This window comes from Kribbella sp. NPDC058245, assembly GCF_042882005.1.
In the GTDB taxonomy this organism is placed as follows: domain Bacteria; phylum Actinomycetota; class Actinomycetes; order Propionibacteriales; family Kribbellaceae; genus Kribbella.
The window spans coordinates 196293-212950 of the sequence record NZ_JBHVWY010000007.1 but is presented as its reverse complement, the minus strand read 5'-3'; the positions used below and the strand labels follow the sequence as shown (position 1 = coordinate 212950).

Annotated in this window: 12 protein-coding genes; 6 read left to right on the top strand and 6 right to left on the bottom strand. The window is 67.9% G+C overall.

Annotated features, from left to right (window positions below; all coding sequences use genetic code 11):
* Positions 1–11: 11 nt before the first annotated feature.
* The 3 genes from ACFVWG_RS18780 to ACFVWG_RS18770 form a co-directional block, all read right to left on the bottom strand.
* Positions 12–887: a hypothetical protein gene (locus ACFVWG_RS18780; RefSeq protein ID WP_391544571.1), complete on the bottom strand. Its 876-nt coding sequence runs from the start codon at positions 885–887 to the stop codon at positions 12–14.
* The gene (locus tag ACFVWG_RS18775; RefSeq protein ID WP_391544570.1) at positions 878–2035 is read right to left on the bottom strand and encodes a DUF1906 domain-containing protein; all 1158 of its coding nucleotides are present in this window, start codon (positions 2033–2035) and stop codon (positions 878–880) included. The genes ACFVWG_RS18780 and ACFVWG_RS18775 overlap by 10 nt, the downstream gene beginning before the upstream one ends.
* Before the next feature lie 180 nt (positions 2036–2215).
* Positions 2216–4993, bottom strand: a complete 2778-nt coding sequence (locus ACFVWG_RS18770) for a BTAD domain-containing putative transcriptional regulator (protein ID WP_391544569.1) — start codon at positions 4991–4993, stop codon at positions 2216–2218.
* A 268-nt stretch (positions 4994–5261) separates the two neighbouring features.
* Between ACFVWG_RS18770 and lexA the strand changes: the two genes are divergently transcribed.
* Complete coding sequence (gene lexA, locus ACFVWG_RS18765; RefSeq protein WP_391544568.1) at positions 5262–5915, top strand: transcriptional repressor LexA; 654 nt, start codon at positions 5262–5264, stop codon at positions 5913–5915.
* Here the strand turns inward: lexA and ACFVWG_RS18760 are convergent.
* Positions 5912–7075 (bottom strand): heavy-metal-associated domain-containing protein, encoded by a 1164-nt coding sequence (locus tag ACFVWG_RS18760; RefSeq protein ID WP_391544567.1) that lies wholly within the window; start codon positions 7073–7075, stop codon positions 5912–5914. The genes lexA and ACFVWG_RS18760 overlap by 4 nt on opposite strands.
* 95 nt (positions 7076–7170) lie before the next feature.
* Between ACFVWG_RS18760 and ACFVWG_RS18755 the strand changes: the two genes are divergently transcribed.
* Positions 7171–8145 (top strand): cation diffusion facilitator family transporter, encoded by a 975-nt coding sequence (locus ACFVWG_RS18755; RefSeq protein ID WP_391544566.1) that lies wholly within the window; start codon positions 7171–7173, stop codon positions 8143–8145.
* Here ACFVWG_RS18755 and ACFVWG_RS18750 read toward each other — a convergent pair.
* On the bottom strand, positions 8138–8824 hold the full coding sequence (locus ACFVWG_RS18750; protein ID WP_391544565.1) for a transglycosylase SLT domain-containing protein: 687 nt from the start codon (positions 8822–8824) through the stop codon (positions 8138–8140). The two genes, ACFVWG_RS18755 and ACFVWG_RS18750, sit on opposite strands and share 8 nt — an antisense overlap.
* Before the next feature lie 100 nt (positions 8825–8924).
* Between ACFVWG_RS18750 and ACFVWG_RS18745 the strand changes: the two genes are divergently transcribed.
* From ACFVWG_RS18745 to ACFVWG_RS18730, 4 genes are all read left to right on the top strand, one after another.
* Positions 8925–9821 (top strand): diiron oxygenase, encoded by an 897-nt coding sequence (locus ACFVWG_RS18745; protein ID WP_391544564.1) that lies wholly within the window; start codon positions 8925–8927, stop codon positions 9819–9821.
* A 7-nt stretch (positions 9822–9828) separates the two neighbouring features.
* Positions 9829–11316: an FAD-dependent oxidoreductase gene (locus ACFVWG_RS18740; RefSeq protein WP_391544563.1), complete on the top strand. Its 1488-nt coding sequence runs from the start codon at positions 9829–9831 to the stop codon at positions 11314–11316.
* A 120-nt stretch (positions 11317–11436) separates the two neighbouring features.
* Positions 11437–12270, top strand: coding sequence for a hypothetical protein (locus tag ACFVWG_RS18735; protein ID WP_391544562.1), 834 nt, complete (start codon positions 11437–11439; stop codon positions 12268–12270).
* Positions 12271–13312: 1042 nt separating this feature from the next.
* On the top strand, positions 13313–14989 hold the full coding sequence (locus tag ACFVWG_RS18730) for a glycoside hydrolase family 9 protein (RefSeq protein ID WP_391544561.1): 1677 nt from the start codon (positions 13313–13315) through the stop codon (positions 14987–14989).
* On the opposite strand, the gene ACFVWG_RS18725 is transcribed toward ACFVWG_RS18730, so the two are convergent.
* Positions 14990–16651, bottom strand: coding sequence for an FAD-binding oxidoreductase (locus ACFVWG_RS18725; RefSeq protein ID WP_391544560.1), 1662 nt, complete (start codon positions 16649–16651; stop codon positions 14990–14992).
* Between the last annotated feature and the right edge of the window lie 7 nt (positions 16652–16658).

Genomic DNA, 16658 nt, shown 5'->3' with positions numbered 1-16658 from the left:
ATGGCGGACGATCAACTGACGGTCAGAACCTTCGAGGGCGTCTGCGTGCCCTGGTGATCCGCATCCGCCAGCCAGACCACGCGGTACGTGTACGTGCCCTTAGCCGCCGGCTTGACGACGAACGAGTACTTGCCGTTGGCAGTCAGCACGCCAGTGCCGGCCGCGGCCCAACTCGTCCCCGACTTCCGCTGCAGGTAGGCCTTGGTGCCCTGGTGCGCCGGCGTGAGGTAGCCGTAGAAGTTGCTCGACGCCCCCAGCTTGATCGCAGCCGGAGTCAGGTACGACGAGATGCCCGGCCGGACCTCGACCAGCGCAACCGCGCTCTTCGTCCCGAGCAGACCAACGGCGCCGTTGTAGCCCCACTGGTACTGCGTGGAGGCACCCGGCTTCTGCACCGACGTCGCGACCCCGTTCGCATTCGACGTCACGGTCGCTACCGCCGCATACGCCGTCGCGTTCTTCGCCTTCGCGTAGAGGACGATCGGAGCCCCGGCCAACGGACTACCGTCCAGCTTGGTCACCGTCGTCGACACCGTGACCGAGCCGCCGTACGTGATCCAAGCTCCGCTCGCCGTCACGGTCGCCTTCGTGCCGACCAAGAGTACGTCGGCGCCCGGGCTGACCTTGCCCGTGCTGTCCTTCACCCACGTACGGAACGCGTAGCTGGCCGAGTTCGCCAGCCGCGTCATCGTGTACAGACTCGCGGTCCCGCTGTAGACCGACGTGCCCGAGGTGACCAACGGCGGCGGCGTGGAGCCGACAGCCGTGCGGATCATGATCTGGCCGAGCGTGACGCCCGCCGGCTTCGTCCAGCGCAAGGTCGCAGTGGACGATCCACCAGTGACCGAGAAGTTCGTCACCGGTGGCGGCGGTGCGGTCAGGTCCACGTGGTTCGGTCGATCTGTAGTGTCACGTCGCCGTGCGTCTCGGAGACATCACCGGCGTACTGGTGGATGCGCTCGTGATTGGTCCAGGTGGTGGCCGGCACGAACCGGCTGGTGCCGATCGGCGTCGAGCCCCAGTGGGCGAACCACAGATTGTCCGGCCGGGTATACGCCGTACTCGTGAAGGCGCTGGCGAAATCGGCACCGACGGAGCTGGCAGAGCCGTAGACGCCGCCCTGGTAGCCACGAGCGTGCAGTTCCTGCGTCCAGCCGCTCACATACGACAGCACTGCGGCCTTGCAGGCGGCCGTCGAGGTGTAGTGCTCGATGTCGCTGTAGATCGCGCTCCGCTGGGCGAACCCGAGCGCCTGCGCGGACGTCACTGCCGCGGCCGCGGCGGCCTTGCCCTGGCCCAGCGCCGTCGCCGCAACGGCCGACATCTTCTTCTCGGCGCTGAAGGTCGAGCACGGCGCCTGCAGGCCGACGTCGATCAGCAGGAACTGCCAGCCCTTGCCCGCGTTCGTGGTCACCCAGTCCGGCGTCAGGTTCGGCTGATCACACTTCCGGACAGCGCCGCTGATGTAGACACCGATCGCCTTGTACGACGGCTGCCAGGCATCCATCGTCGCCTGCGGTGGCGCCGTACAGGTGTCGAACGCCTCACCAGTCAGGTTGCCGGTGGCAACTACCGACGGCGTGACCGCGGCCGGCTGAGCGACCTGCGCGACCCGCGACTTCGACACGACACGACCGGTCGCGAGAACCTCAGCCGCAGCAGGCTCCGCGCCTGGTTCGTAATAGGCCGTCGCCAGTACGCCGGCGTCCTGGACGACCCGGCGGAGCAGACCCGGGCTGGACGGGGTCGCTGTGACCAGCGGTTCGAGGACGAGCCCCTGGCTGCGGCCGACGGGGTCCGCCGGGCAGTTCGCCTGCGCCGTACTGCGGCCCAGGTAGACAGCCGGGCGGTCGAAACGGACGCAAGCGGTCGGATCGGCGGCCAGGTCGACCACCGGCCAGTCCGACGGGACGGTCACCTGGTAACCGCGGTACGAGACCGTGTGGGTCTCCCCTGCGGCGGCCGGGCCGGCGGCGGCGATACCGGCGACCAGTCCGAGGGCGAGTGCGACCACCCCGGGTCTGAACAACCTCACAACAGCTCCTCACATCTCACTGACAAGGCAGCGGGCGGAGGCTAGTGCGGAGCCCCCCAGGCCCAAGACGTTCTTCCCCCAAGTCAAGCCACGTCTGCACGCCGCTGTCGAAGAGCATCCGGCACTCGACTCGATGCTCGGAGACTATCGCTCACCAAGCCTCGGTGGGCCGCGATTGCACTAAGTGGCAATCGCCAGCTCGCGGGCGATCACGCTCAGCGGTACGACGCGGGCGTCGGCGGCGACCGCGGTCGCCGCCGTCCCGAGCTGCCGCCGAGCCTCCGCCTCGGCACCTTCACGAGCATCGAGCTCATCCGGGATGATCTGCGGTGCTCCGATCCGGATCCGCTCCAGGCGACCCACTGTCAGTAGTCGTAGGGCAGCCGCCGGGTTACCTTCGGCCAGCTCCACCCCGCCGATCAGGTCGATCGCGTCGATAATGCCTTCGGCGAGGTTGATGTCCTGGTAGATCCGCAAGGCCTGCAGGGCGTCCGCGCGAGCTCCGGCGTAGTCCTGCAGTTGATGGCGAACGAGCGCCAGGTTGCACAGGGTCGCGGCCAGCCCGCGCAGGTCCTCCTGCGACCGCCACAGCTCGCAGACCGTCTCGAACAGTTCACCGGCTTCCTCGGTGCGGCCGAGTCCACGCAGGGCGGAGGCGACCACGTTCTCCGCCGTACCGAGGAGCCGCTGATTGTCCAGGGCCCGGAAAATCCCAGCGGCCTCGGAGGCTTCCTTGAGCGCCTGCTCGTAGTCGCGAACCGCGACGCTGGTGATCGCCAGCCCGACGAGTGAGGCGCCGTACCCGCGTTCGTCTCCCAGCTCGCGGAACATCTGCAGCGCCTGCTCACCGAGGACGCGCCCTTCCCGGAGCTGTCCGCTGTTGCGGGTCAACGAGGCGGCGACGCGAATCGACGAGGCCCGTTCGAGGGTCGGCTCGGGATCCGCGGCCGCGAGCGCGCGCCGCAGCCAGTCGCGAGCGGTGTCGATCGAGCCGTGGCTCCACCAGTACCACCAGGTCGGCGTGACGATCTGCAGAACGAGCGGCGGATCGTCATCGAGGGCGAACTCGATTGCCGCCCAGAGGTTCGCTTCCTCCAGCCGGAGTTCACGATCCAGATCAGCGTGGTCGGCACCGCCGTACCGCTCGGTGCGCCCGGCCAGGTCAGCGCACCAGCGCGCATGCACCCGCCGTACGGCGTCTTCGTCGTGGCCGAGCCGGTCCAGGGCGTAGTCACGGATCGACTCGAGCAGCTGGTACCGCCGGCCGCCTTCGCCGACGGAGACCGTGAGCAGCGAGCGTTCGTGCAGGTCGGCGAGGAGCACGGGGATGTCCGCGACCTCGATACCGTTGCCACCAGCAACTTGTTCGGCCGCGTCCAGGGTGCACCCACCGGCGAAGACCGCCAGCCGGTTCAGCACCGTACGAGCCGGCGGGTCGAGCAGCGTATGGCTCCAATCGATCGCCGCGCGCAGGCTCGAGTGCCGGGCGCCGGAGTCCCGGTTGCCCGCGACCAGCAGTCGGGTCCGCTGATGAATCCGGGCGGCCAGCTGATCGAGGGTGAGGGTTCGGACCAGACCGGCGGCGAGCTCGATACCGAGCGGCAAGTGGTCGACGGCGGCGCAGATCTCAGCCACTCGCAGATCGCCCGGCAGCAGTTCCTCGGATCGGCAGCGCAGGCGGAACAGCTCCGCCGCGGCCTCCGGCTCGAGCGCGTCCAGTTGGTGTGTGTGCTCGGCGCGCAGCCGCAACGGCCGCTGTGAGGTGACCAGGATCGAGAGCCGTTCCGCCTTCCACTGCAGGGATCTGACCAGCTCGGCGACGCTGTCGACGAGATGCTCCGCGTTGTCGAGAACCAGCAACGCACCGGTCAGTCGGTCAGCACACTCGGGCAGCGGATCCCCAACACCGGGGTCTACACCGAGCGCGGCCGCCAGCGCAGGCGCGACCGCTGACCCCGTCGACAACGGCGCCAGATCGCACCACGCGATCGGACGGTTTCCCCGCCGTACGGCGATCGCCACCTCGCGGGCGAGCAAGGTCTTCCCCGCGCCCGGACCGCCGACGATCGAGACCAGCCCCGGCCGGTCGAGTTCGTCGACGAGAGCGTGGACATCCGCGTCGCGCCCGACGAAGTTGTCGCGTGGGGTCAGCCAGTTCAGGTCGGGCAATCGGCTCGGCCGGGGTGCTTCGTGAGCCTGCAACGTCGGATCCTGGCGGAGGATCTGCAGCTCCAGTTCAGTGGTCGCCACCGACGGGTCGACGCCCAGTTCGTCGGCGAGTCTCGATCGCAGCCGCTGGATGCGTTCGAGGGCGTCGGCCTGACGACCGGCGCGGTACAGCGCGATCACGGCGAGCCCGGTGAGCCGTTCATCGAGCGGGTAGTCCATCACGAGGCGCTCGATATCGGCCGTGACGTCGATGCCGAGGTCCAGCTCGAGCTCGACCCGCTGGACACGAAGTTCACGCTGCAGCTCGTCGAACTTGGCCGCCTCCATGGCAGCGAACGGCACGTCGCGCAGATCGGCCAGCGCCGGTCCGCGCCACCTCGCCAACGCCTCCGTGATCACCGCCAACGCCCGCTTCGGTTCGCCGGTACGACGTAATGCGGCCGAGTGTGTCATCGCCTCGTCGAGTGCATCGGCGTCTGGGATCCCCGCGTCCAACGCGTACCCGCCGCCTTCTCGCCGTACGGCGGAACTGTGCTCGCCCAAGGCTCTCCGCAGCCGATGCGTCAGCACGCGCAGGCGCTCGGCAACCCGCTCGGGTTCGAGCTCCTCGTCGCCCCAGAGATCGCGGGCGATCGCCTCATCGGGCACCACCCGCCCGCGCGCCAACGCGAGCCGGACCGCCAGCGTCCGCTCCATCCGGCGCCCGACCTCGAGCGACTCGTCCCCCACTGTGAAACCCACCGGTCCCAGTACGTGCAGATCCAGCCGGTGATCCCCCGATCCCGTCATGCGTTACATGATGGCAGTCAGGCCACCCCTCACCGCAAGAAGCTTTCGGGCAAAGGGGTGGGTCGGTCGGCGATCGGTCCGGCGGTTCGGCCTAGCGGGGTGTCGTGGTTAAAGCTCGAGTGCTGGCGGTGTCCAGGTGGGTGCATCGCAAGGCGGAGGGGAAGCCTCGATGCTTTTCCATCGTGGCTTTCCCTCCAACGCCGCGAGGTGCCCGCCTGGGCGCCGCCAGTGCCGAGATTTAGCCGCGACACTCCGCTAGGATTCCGCGGTGACTGATCACGATCCTTTCGGCGACCTCGACGCGAACGCACTCCCCGAACGTCAGCAACGCATCCTCGTGGTGATCCGCGACTGGGTGCAGCGGCACGGGTACTCGCCGAGCAGCCGGCAGATCGGTGAAGCGGTCGGCCTGCGGTCGTCGTCCTCGGTCTCCAAGCATCTGGCGAGCCTCGAGGACAAGGGCTTCCTGAACCGCAGCTCGTCGGTCTCGCGCCCGATGGACGTCCGGAAGTTCCTGCCCGAGTCGGCGGGCCGCGAGGACAACGGCTCGAATGTCTCGGTCCCGGTCGTCGGTGACATCGCCGCCGGTACGCCGATCTCCGCGATCGAGCACCTGGACGACGTCATGCAGCTCCCGCGCGAGCTCACCGGCCGCGGCAACGTCTTCGGTCTGCGCGTCCGCGGCGAGTCGATGATCGACGCGGCCATCTGCGACGGCGACATCGTCGTGATCCGCCAGCAGCACGAGGCGCACTCCGGCCAGATCGTCGCCGCGATGATCGACGAGGAAGCGACCGTCAAGGTCTACAAGCGCCGCAACGGACATGTCTTCCTGGAGCCGCGCAACGACGCCTTCGAGGTCATCGACGGCGACAACGCGACCATCCTCGGCGTCGTGGTCTCGGTCCTGCGCACTGTTTAGTCCGATCCCGGTACGACGGTGTAGCCGCGAGCCCGGATCGCCTCGAACCCGCGTTCCCGGATCTCCACGGACGGGAACACCGCGACGACCTTCTTGGTGATCAGGTCGAACTCGGGCGGCTCCACGCCGAGTTCGCCGAGCACCTTGGTGATCGTTCGCGTGCAGTGGCTGCAGGTCATGTCCGGTACTTCGAAGATCTCCGCCGACGTATCCGGGACCGGCTGCGGGTGCTCGACGATCGCTGGTGCGACCTCGATGTGGTCGAGCAGGTGGACGAAGGTCTCGACGAAGCTGTCGGCGACGAGAGCGAGCACGCTGGTCCGGCCCTCGTCGTACACCTGTGGACTGCGAGCGAGGCACCGCGGTCGTTGACCGGGAGCGAGCTGGCTGTACTGCGCGGTGCTCGGGAGCGGGTCGAGGGTCTCGTCCTGGGCGTGTGCCAGCTGCGCGTCTTTCATCGCGCGGAGGGCGACCACGGTGTCGACCGAGTACCGCACCCGGCCGGCGAAGGTGACGAGCGAGGCCGGGATCATCCCGCGGCGGTAGGTCGAGGCCTGCAGACCCCAGTACCAGGTGGTCGCGACAGCGTCGAAGATACCGCTCTCTCCGATCCCGCGCGCGAGCTGCGCAGCATCGCCGTACGGCGTCTGTCCGGCGAGGAATGCATGCTGGACAAGGGTTCTCGCGGCTGCGTCGATGCCGGTACGGAAGATCTCCACCGGGGTGCGGTCGGTGGTGATTGCCGCTAGCAACTTGATCGCGCTCTCCGGGAGTTCCGCCGTACGGCGCTCCAGGTCGGCGTCGGCGTCGAGCCGCGCCCACAGCTCGAGCGTCGCCTCACGCGCCACGACCGGGACGACCGCGCCGAGCGGGCCGGTGTGGGCGACGTTCACGATGCCGCGACTGTCGCGCCAGGTGATCCGGTGCGTCGCCGAGGTGACCAGGTACGGCGGGCACGGGGACATCGCCTTGGTCACGTACTCGAGTTGCGCGGCGCTGAGCCGCCCACCGAGAACGCGAGCAACCGCTTCCTCGCGGTACTCGATCCGCTGATCCTCGACCGGCCCCGCCACGTCCTGCAGTAACCCCGGTACGGCGAGCTCGAACAAGATGCGTGCCACCTCGGAGCGATCGTCCGAGAGACGTGGTTCAGCGGTCATCGGCGCCTCCCGGGACTCCAACGGCACTCCCGAGTCTAGGAACTGTCGCCGAGTCGGGCGCGGTCGCGCGGCGTGTCCGGTCTACTGTCGACCCCGTGAGCAGCACGCAGGCAGACAAGTCCGAGGCGAACGGCGGCGAGAGCCTTCTCACCGTGGTCGTCGCCCTGACCGCGAACATCCTGATCGCCCTCGCGAAGACCATCGTGGCGGTGATCACCGCCTCCGCGTCGATGGTCGCCGAGGCCGCCCACTCCTGGGCCGACGCCGGCAACGAGGTCTTCCTCCTGATCGGCGAACGCCGCGCCGCCAAGCCCGCCGACGCCAGCCATCCGCTCGGCTACGGCCGGGTCGGCTACATCTGGTCGATGTTCGCCGCCTTCGGCCTCTTCGCCGTCGGCGCCGCGGTGTCGGTGTGGCACGGCATCCAGGCGCTCCGCGAAGGCGAGCCGGCCGAGGCGTCGTACACCTGGGCGTACGCCGTACTGGGCATCTCGTTCGTCCTCGAAAGCATCTCCTTCATGCAGGCCCTGCGCCAGACCCGCTCGGCCGCCTCACTGCGCCACGTGCGACCGCTGCACTACGTCAAGACCACGTCCAACCCGATCCTGCGAGCCGTCTTCGTCGAAGACCTCGTCGCTCTGATCGGCATCGTCGTCGCCGCACTCGGCATCGCCCTGCACCAACTCACCGGCAACGCTGCCTGGGACGCCATCGGCTCCATCGTCGTCGGCCTCCTGCTCGGCTTCGTCGCGCTCTTCCTGATCAGCCGCAACATGGACTTCCTCACCGGCGAAACTGTCAGCCCTGTCGCTCACAACCGAGCCCTGAACGCGCTCCTCGAACACGAGGAGATCGAAACCGTCAGCTTCCTGCACATGGAGTGGGTCGGCGCCGACAAGATCTTCCTGGTCGCCGCCGTCGACCTCACCGGCAACGCCCCCGAATCCGATGTCGCGACGCGCATCAACATCATCGAGGACGCCCTCAACGCCCGGCCCGAGATCGAGCGCGCCCTCCTCACCCTCACCCGCCCCGGCGACACCACCCAGCTGCTGCCGACGACTAGCTGACCGCCGTACCGGACTTGGACCAGTTGGTGTGCAGGCGGTCCAGGTAGGACTGGACTTGGGAGCCGAGGTGGGCGCCGCGGGCGAAGGCGCGCATGTTCCCGGCGCCGGCGTTGTAGCCGAGGGCTAGGAGTTCGTCCTTGGTGAGCTTGGAGGAGCGGTTGGCCGGCAGGCGGTTGGCCAGGTCGTGGAGGTGCCAGGCGGCTGCCTGGATCGCGAGGTCGGGGTGGTCGGGGAGCTCTTCCCACTGGCGGTTGGCGAAGCGGCCGCGCTTGGTCTCGTTGAAGGCAGCGCGGTGCATGTTCGCGATGCCGAAGGAGGCGTCCGGCTTCATCCGCTGCCAGGAGCGCTCGAACTCAGGAGTGTGTGGCTTGTAGTCCTCGTTGTAGAGGATCGCCATCAGCAACTGCGGGTTGACGCCGGCCTGCTTGGCCGACTTCCGGACCTGTACGGCGAAGTGGGCCGGATCGTAGTCGTCGTACCAGTTCCCCACCGACTTCTCCGGCTGCTTGGTGGGCGACGGCTTGGTGGGCGCTGCCGGAGTGGGTGTGGGCTTGGGGGTGGGCTTGGCCTTGGTCGACACGGCCGCTTCCGGAGCCGCCTTCGGTTCGTCGTTGTGCCGGGCACTCCAGACGCCGACGACGAGCACCCCAGCGATCACGACCCACCAGCGCTTACCCACTCACCCACCGTATCCGCTCCCGCCGTACCGACCCCTCTAGACATCTGCCATTGGCGATGTAACATCAGAGATGGCATATCCGAACGGAACGGAGACGACCATGACTGCGACGGACTCCGGAACTGCGCCGCACGGCGTGACCGCCCAACTCCTGCGCTCGGCGGAGACGTCGTCGTACGACCCCGCCGTCGAGGTCGACTGGGACACGCCGCTCGACCGCAGCCTGCACGGGCTCACGCCCGAGTGGAGCACGCTGTACGGGACGGCGTACTGGCACGAGATGGGTGAAGATCGCCAGAGAGCGCTCACCCGGCAGGAGGCCGCGTCGGTCGCGAGCACCGGGATCTGGTTCGAGATGATCCTGCAGCAGATGATGCTGCGCGACTTCTACGCCAAGGACCCGACCGATCCGGACTTCCAGTGGGCGCTGACCGAGATCGCCGACGAATGCCGGCACTCCATCATGTTCGCCCGCGGCGCCGCGAAGCTCGAGGCTCCGGCCTACCGCCCGCGCCGGCACGTGATCGAGCTGGGTCGTGCCTTCAAGACCCTTGCCTCGGCCGAGACCGCGTACGCCGCGATCCTCGTCGCCGAGGAAGTCACCGACGTGATGCAGCGGGACTGGATGCGCGACGAGCGGATCGTCCCGTTCGTGCGCACGATCAGCAACATCCACGTGGTCGAGGAATCCCGGCACATGAAGTTCGCGCGTGAAGAGGTCCGCGAGCAGCTTGCGCAGGCGGGTTCGGTCCGGCGGCTGAAGAGCAGTGTGATCGTCGCGGCCGCGGCCTACTTCATCATCAAAAGCATGGTGAACGGCTCGGTGTACGCCGCGGCGGGACTCGACGTAGAGCGCTCTCTGCGTGAAGCTCGGGCGAACGAGCACTACAAGTCGATGCTGCGGTCGAGCTGTGCCGGGCTGATGGAGTTCCTGTCCTCGGTCGGTCTGCTCACGCGGCCCGCGGTCGCCATCTACCGTCGCGCGCACCTGATCTGAGATCCCGATGCCCTACGCGATCACGCAGTCCTGCTGCAGCGATGCGAGCTGCGTATCGGTCTGCCCGGTCAACTGCATCCACCCCACACCCCAAGAGCGCGCGTTCGGCAGCACCGAGATGCTGTACGTCGATCCGAACACCTGCATCTCGTGCGGGGCCTGCTCCGACGCGTGCCCGGCAGATGCGATCCACCCGATCGAGACGCTGACCGGCCCGCTGCAGCAGTACGCCGCGATCAACGCTGCGTACTTCGAGGACATCCCGCCGGCGACGGATCCGGCGCCGAACTTCCACCTCTGGGACCAGCCCGAACCGCCGCGCCCGTTGCCTTCGGCCCGGATACCGTTGCGCGTAGCAATCGTCGGCACCGGCCCGGCCGGCACGTACGCCGCCGAAGACCTCCTCCTGCACACCGACGCCGAGGTCACCCTGATCGACCGCCTTTCCTCCCCCGGCGGCCTCCTCCGGTACGGCGTCGCCCCCGACCACCTCGCCACCCGCAAGGTCGCCGACCGGTTCACCCGCTTCCACGACCACCCGCGTACTCGCACAGTCCTCGGCGTGGAGATCGGTCGCGACCTGACCCACGAGGACTTGCTGCGCCACCACAACGCAGTCATCTACGCCGTCGGCAGCGCCAACGACCGCGCTCTCGGGATCCCTGGTGAGGATCTCTCCGGCAGCATCCCCGCCCGTCGCTTCGTCGGCTGGTACAACGGCCATCCCGAGCTCACCGCCGACGCTGTCGCCCTCCCGCCCGGCCGAGTCGTCATCGCCGGCACCGGCAACGTGGCGCTGGACGTAGCGCGCATTCTCACCAGCGATCCCAGCACGCTGAGAAACACCGAGATCGCCCCGAGAGCGCTCTCCGCACTGGAAACCCACGAGAACCGCGAGGTCGTTCTCTTCGCCCGCCGCGGTCCCGCCGAGGCGGCGTACAGCCTCTCCGAACTCCTCGAACTCCAACACCTAGCCGGCGTAGACCTGGTCGTCGACGACCACGACCCTCGAACCCGAGCCGACGTAGAGGTTGCTGTTGGCAACGCCAAGGCAGCGGCGCTGCGGGACGTGGCGTTCGAGGCGATCGACTGGGAGGCCGAACCCAAGCCCGGCCGGCGCATCGTCCTCCGCTTCTACACGTCTGCGGTCGAGCTCACCGGCGACGACCGAGTGCAGTCTGTGCGCACGGCCGACGGGCTCGAACTCGACACCGAACTGTTCATCCGCTCTGTCGGCTACCGCGGTACGGCGATCCCGGGTCTGCCGTTCGACGACGCGGCTGGCGTCGTACCCAATGAGTCCGGCCGAGTCAGCCCTGGCACGTATGTCGTCGGCTGGATCAAACGCGGCCCCTCCGGCGGCATCGGCACCAACCGCACCTGCGCCAAGCAAACCATCGACGCCCTCCTCGCCGACGCAGCCGCCGGCGTACTCCCCAAGCCCCCGGGCTCCCGCCGCAAGTTCCTCCGCCTGGCCGCGCAGCACACACGCTGAGTCGCCTGTGAGGGGTCACAAAACGCGGGCCCAAAGTTTGCCTCGCAGCCCAAAGCGCTCGCCCCGAAGCAAGCTGGAGAATCGTCGTGTCCGCCCCGACACTTCGGAAGGTGCTCCAGCATGCCCAGAGTTGCCCTCGCACTGAAAGCACTTCTCGCCGCCACGCTTCTCACGCTGGCGGTCCAACCAGCCTCGGCGACGACAGTGGCCGACCGGTACTACGAGCAGCCGGGCCCCCACCAGGTGACCAAGGCGCCCGGCGATCCCGACCACACGCTCTACTACCCCAGCGATCTCACGACCGACACGGCCAAACATCCGGTCGTGCTTTGGGGCAACGGGACGGGGGCGACCGTCGACCAGTACGACGAGTTCCTCCGCCACCTCGCGTCCTGGGGCTTCGTGGTGGCCGCCGCGAACACCGGCCAGTCCGGTAGCGGGCGCGAGATCCTTGCTGGCGGCAAGTACCTGATCGCCGAGAACACACGGACCGGAAGCATCTTCCACGACCGGATCGACACCGCGAACATCGGCGCCGCCGGACACTCCCAAGGCGGAGGTGGAACGATCGCCGCCGGCGCCGACCCGATGGTGAAGGTGACGCTCCCGGTCCAGCCCGGACCCCAAGGGTCGGTCCCCGCGCTGCGCGGTCCGAGCCTCTTCATTGCCGGCCAGCTCGACTACATCGTCCCGTCGCCCTACGTGCCGGCGCGCTACTCGACGGCCAAGACCTACCCGGCCGTCTTCGCCGAGCTCAAGGGTTCCGACCATTTCTTCCCCGGCGAGACTCGCACACACCTGATCGGCGTCGGTACGGCGTGGTTCCGCTACTGGCTCGCCGGTGACCAGCGCGCCAAGGCGGTCTTCTTCGGACCGCGTGACGCGGCCGGCGTCTTCACCGACGACGCCTGGTCGTCCGCCGACCGCAACGCTCAAGCCGACGCCATCAGCTGACCAGGCGGTGGGACAGTTCCCACAGACGCCCGGCTTGCAGGGGATCGAGGGCCCATCGCTTCACGCCGTGCGGGTGCTCAGCCCGTGTCGAAGGGGCCGCAGTCCACCGGGAGCAATTTGAGGGGAGGTCCCTTCAAGTTGTCCCTTCTCCCCTCCGCTCGAAATTTCGGCTCTTGTGACGTAGGTGTGGGTGGTTCGCGCGTTGTCGGACCGGCGGATTGCGTCGGATCGCAGGCTCTCGGGCGATGTGATCGGCAAATGTGGCGAGGATGTCGACGACTGAACGCACCGTGCGGCTGGACATCGATTTCTGGCGGCAATCTCCTTCCACTCGACGTCGGACGGCTGTCTCTGCACCGCGACTGAACCCACCGTGCTCCAGGGGGCAGAAGGATGCGGCGGGAGGGCGTGGGGTGGCAGGGGCGGACCGCCAGCACCGTCCAACTCTGCACGGCGACTGAACCCACCGTGCTCACCGGGGCAGAGGGATGCGGCGGGGAGGGCGTGAGGTGAGGTGGGGTCGGGTGGCGGGGCGGACCGCCGGCACCGTCTAACTCTGCCCGGCTCGGACAGTTCACGCTCAGCATCACCCGCACGAGTCGCCGCACGAGAGGTTAGACGGTGGCACAGGTCCGCTACCCGGGGTGCGCACACCCCGCGGGGGCCTTGAACAAGCGATGCCTTGTCCACACCCCCAGCAACTTCACCTACTGCCAACGGTCGAACAGCACCCAGCCGGCACGCCGGTCAACTGACCCACCACACGGCGCAGAGACCGGTACGCCGCACCACCCACACATACGTCACAAGAGCCGAAGAGGGGAGAAGGGACAACCTGAGCCGATATCCCCTCAAATGCCGAACCATCACCCAGCGGCCGGGCGCAACACCCGGTAGTTGCCGGCCTCGCCCAGACCTTGATCAGTACGTCGATCGGCGTCAAGCCCCAGGTATCCGACCGACACGCCTACGGTGTCCGGCTCGCGGTCGCCATCCGCCTGCTGCTTAGCTAGTTGCTGGCCAACTGTGAGGGAGTGGTGTCGTGCTGGCGTTGGATGGGGCGAGTCCGCGGGTGCTGGTCTCGCACCTTGGGTACGGCGTCGCGGCGAGCAAGGCGGTGATTGCCGTCGTACCGTCTGCGGTGCTGGGCGCCACGCTCAACGGATCCGGTACGTCGGTCGCCCTCGAGCCGCATGCGGTCGAGCGAGTGCCTGGCTGGAGCGGTGGACCGTATGTGCGGATCCCACTCCCCCAGGATATTGCTGAGGGCACGTATGTGGTGCGGGTGCGGTTCGAAGGTGGTGAGGTCGAGTCCGCTCCGTTCGTGATCGCGAACCAACGCGTGCAGCGGCAGACGATGTCCGACGTACTGGCGTATTTCAAGGCGATGCGGTCGAGTGGTGAGATCGATCGGAAGGACCGGGCGGCGAAGCTCTGGGGAGACGAGTCGGGTACGACGGTTGACGCGCGCGGTGGGTGGCTGGATGCGAGTGGGGACACGAGCAAGTTCTTGTCCCACCTGACGTACACGTCGACGATGAGTCCGCAGCAGATTCCCTTGTGTGCTTGGGCAATGCTGGCTGCTCGCGATGAGCTTCACCCTGACTTGGCACGGATGCTGAGTGCGCGATTGCGCGATGAGGCGTTGTGGGGTGCGGACTTCCTGATGCGGTTCCGGTCACCGGAGGGGTACTTCTACACCGGCATCTTCGACGCGCTCACGAAGCAGCTCGAAGAGCGCGTGATCACCGCGCCGCTCCAGAACAGCGTGCGCACCGACCGGTACCAGGCGGGCTATCGCCAAGGTGGTGGGCTCGCGATCGCAGCGTTGGCGCGGGCGTCGACGGTCGACGATGACGGCGAGTTCACCCGAGCGGAATACTTGCAGGCAGCTCAAGAGGGTTTCGCGCACCTGGAAGAGCACAACCTGGAGTACCTGTTCGACGGCACCGAGTCCGTGCTGGACGACTACACAGCCTTGCTCGCGGCAACGGAATTGGTTGCCGCCGGCGTCGATGTCGAAGCAGCTGCCCGCAGAAGGGCGGCCTCACTCCAGGCGAGGTACGTCCGGCCAGCAACCGGACCCGGTTGGTTCCGCGCCGACGAGCAAGGACGACCGTTCTTCCATGCAGCCGAACCAGGTCTGCCGATGATCGCCCTGCTGCGATTCGCCGACGTACTGAACGATGAAGCAGCACGAGAGACCGCTCTCCGGGCGATGCTCGACATCATCGAGCGGACCGACGCCGTACCGAATCCGTTCGGCTATCCGCGCACGCTCGTCCAGCCACTCGACGAGGAGCCGCGCGAGTCGTTCTTCTTCCCGCACGCCAACGAGACCGGCTACTGGTGGCAGGGCGAGAACGCCGCGATCGCATCCCTCTCGACCGCGGCCAGCGCCTGCGCACGAGTCACCGAAGACCCAGAGACCCGCGAGCGATTCACCACCTTCGCCGACGACCAGCTCGCGTGGGTCACCGGCCGGAACCCGTTCGACACCTGCATGCTGCAGGGCCGCGGGCGGAACAACCCCGACTACGCCTCCGACTTCCCGAACTTCCCCGGCGGCATCGTCAACGGGATCACCGCCGGCTGGAGCGACGAGCAGGACATTGCGTTCCTCCCGCCCGACGCTCCCGACGGCGACGAGTGGCGCTGGGCCGAGCAGTGGATCCCACACACCGCGTGGTTCCTGCTGGCGACGGCCTCAGCGCGCTGATCAGCTGGTGATCTTGCCCGGGTTGAGGTTGCGGCCCGGGTCGACGACGCCGAAGATTCCCTGCACCATCTGCACACCGGGCTCGGAGATGTCGTCGCCGAGCCAGCGCGAGTGCTCCGTACCGACCGCGTGGTGGTGCGACAAGGTGCCGCCGGCATCGATGAACGCCTGCTGCGCGGCCGACTTCACGGCGTCGTACTGCGCGATCGGGTCACCCTCGGACGGCTTGAACGCGAAGGTGAAGTACAGGCAGGCGCCGGTGTGGTACGAGTGCGAGAGGTGGCACATCACCCACCCCTTCACCCCCAGCTGCGCGAAGGCCTTGTTGACCTGCTCGACCGTCGTGTCATAGAGCGGCATCAGGTGTGACCACGAAGCCGCGGTCTCCGACACGTCCGCGAGCGCGCCGCGGTCGAGCAGGAAGTCCCGGATGTACGGCGTATCGAACTTCTTCTGGTCGTAGAGCGCTCCCGGCCCGGCGCCGACGACGATGCCGCCGTGCGCGGACACGATCTTCTTGACCAGCTTGCGCTGCCGCGCGACGTGCTCAGCGCTGCCTTCGTACCCGATGAACGACAAGCACATCTGCTCCAGGTCCCAGCCCCGCTTCTTGAGTACGGCGATCAGCGCCGAGCTCATCAGCTTCGAGACACCCTTGCTGGTCTTGCGGGTCGCGAACGAGAAAGCGGTCTCTCGCGAGTCCGAGATCCGGGTGATCGACGGCGTCGCGTCGCTGGCCGAGATCGCCTGCATCGCGGCCACGCCACGCTTCCAGTCCGGGAAGAAGTAGCCGAGTACGACGCGCTTCTCCGGCTTGCGGTGCACCTGAACCGTCGCCTCGGTGATGATGCCGAGCCGGCCCTCGCTGCCCAGGATCATCTCCCGCACGCTCGGCCCGGTCGACGTGACCGGTACGGCGCGGGTCGCGAGCGTCCCACCGGGCTGTACGACGCGCAGCGCGCGAGTGATGTCCGCGATGTCGCCGAACTTGTCGGACTGCATGCCCGACGAGCGGGTCGCGATCCAGCCACCGAGCGAGCTGTGCGTGAAGCTGTCCGGGAAGTGGCCCATCGTCCAGCCACGCTCGCCGAGCTGCTTCTCGAGATCCGGGCCAAGAGCACCGGCCTCGATCCGGGCCAGCCCGGACTCCTCGTCGATCGCGAGCACCTTGTTCAGCCGGCCCATGTCGAGCGACACGACCTGACGGGTCTCGTCGGCCGGTGCCTCCAGGCTGCCGGCGATGTTGCTGCCGCCACCGAACGGGATCAGTACGGCGTCGGCCGCGACCACCGCGTCGAGCACGGCCACGACCTGAGCCTCGTCGGCCGGGTAGACGACCACATCGGGGATGCGGCGCAGATCGCTCGCCCGGATCCGGACCAGGTCGCGCAGACTCTTGCCGAAGGCATGCACCACGCGATCGAGGTCCGTGGTCACGACGTACTCGGCGCCGAGAACGCCAGAGAGCGCTTTCTGCAGATCTTCACCGAGCTGCGACGCCGGGACGTCGAGCTCCTCGAAGGCCAGCGGCGGCTCGGCGGGTGCGTTCAGGTCGACGTCGATGACCTTCTGCACGAACGGTGCCAGCGACGGCTTGTCGTCATGGGAGAACGCGACACCGTCGACGCCCCAGCCCCACCACTTCATGTGTTCCACAGTCATGGTCAGT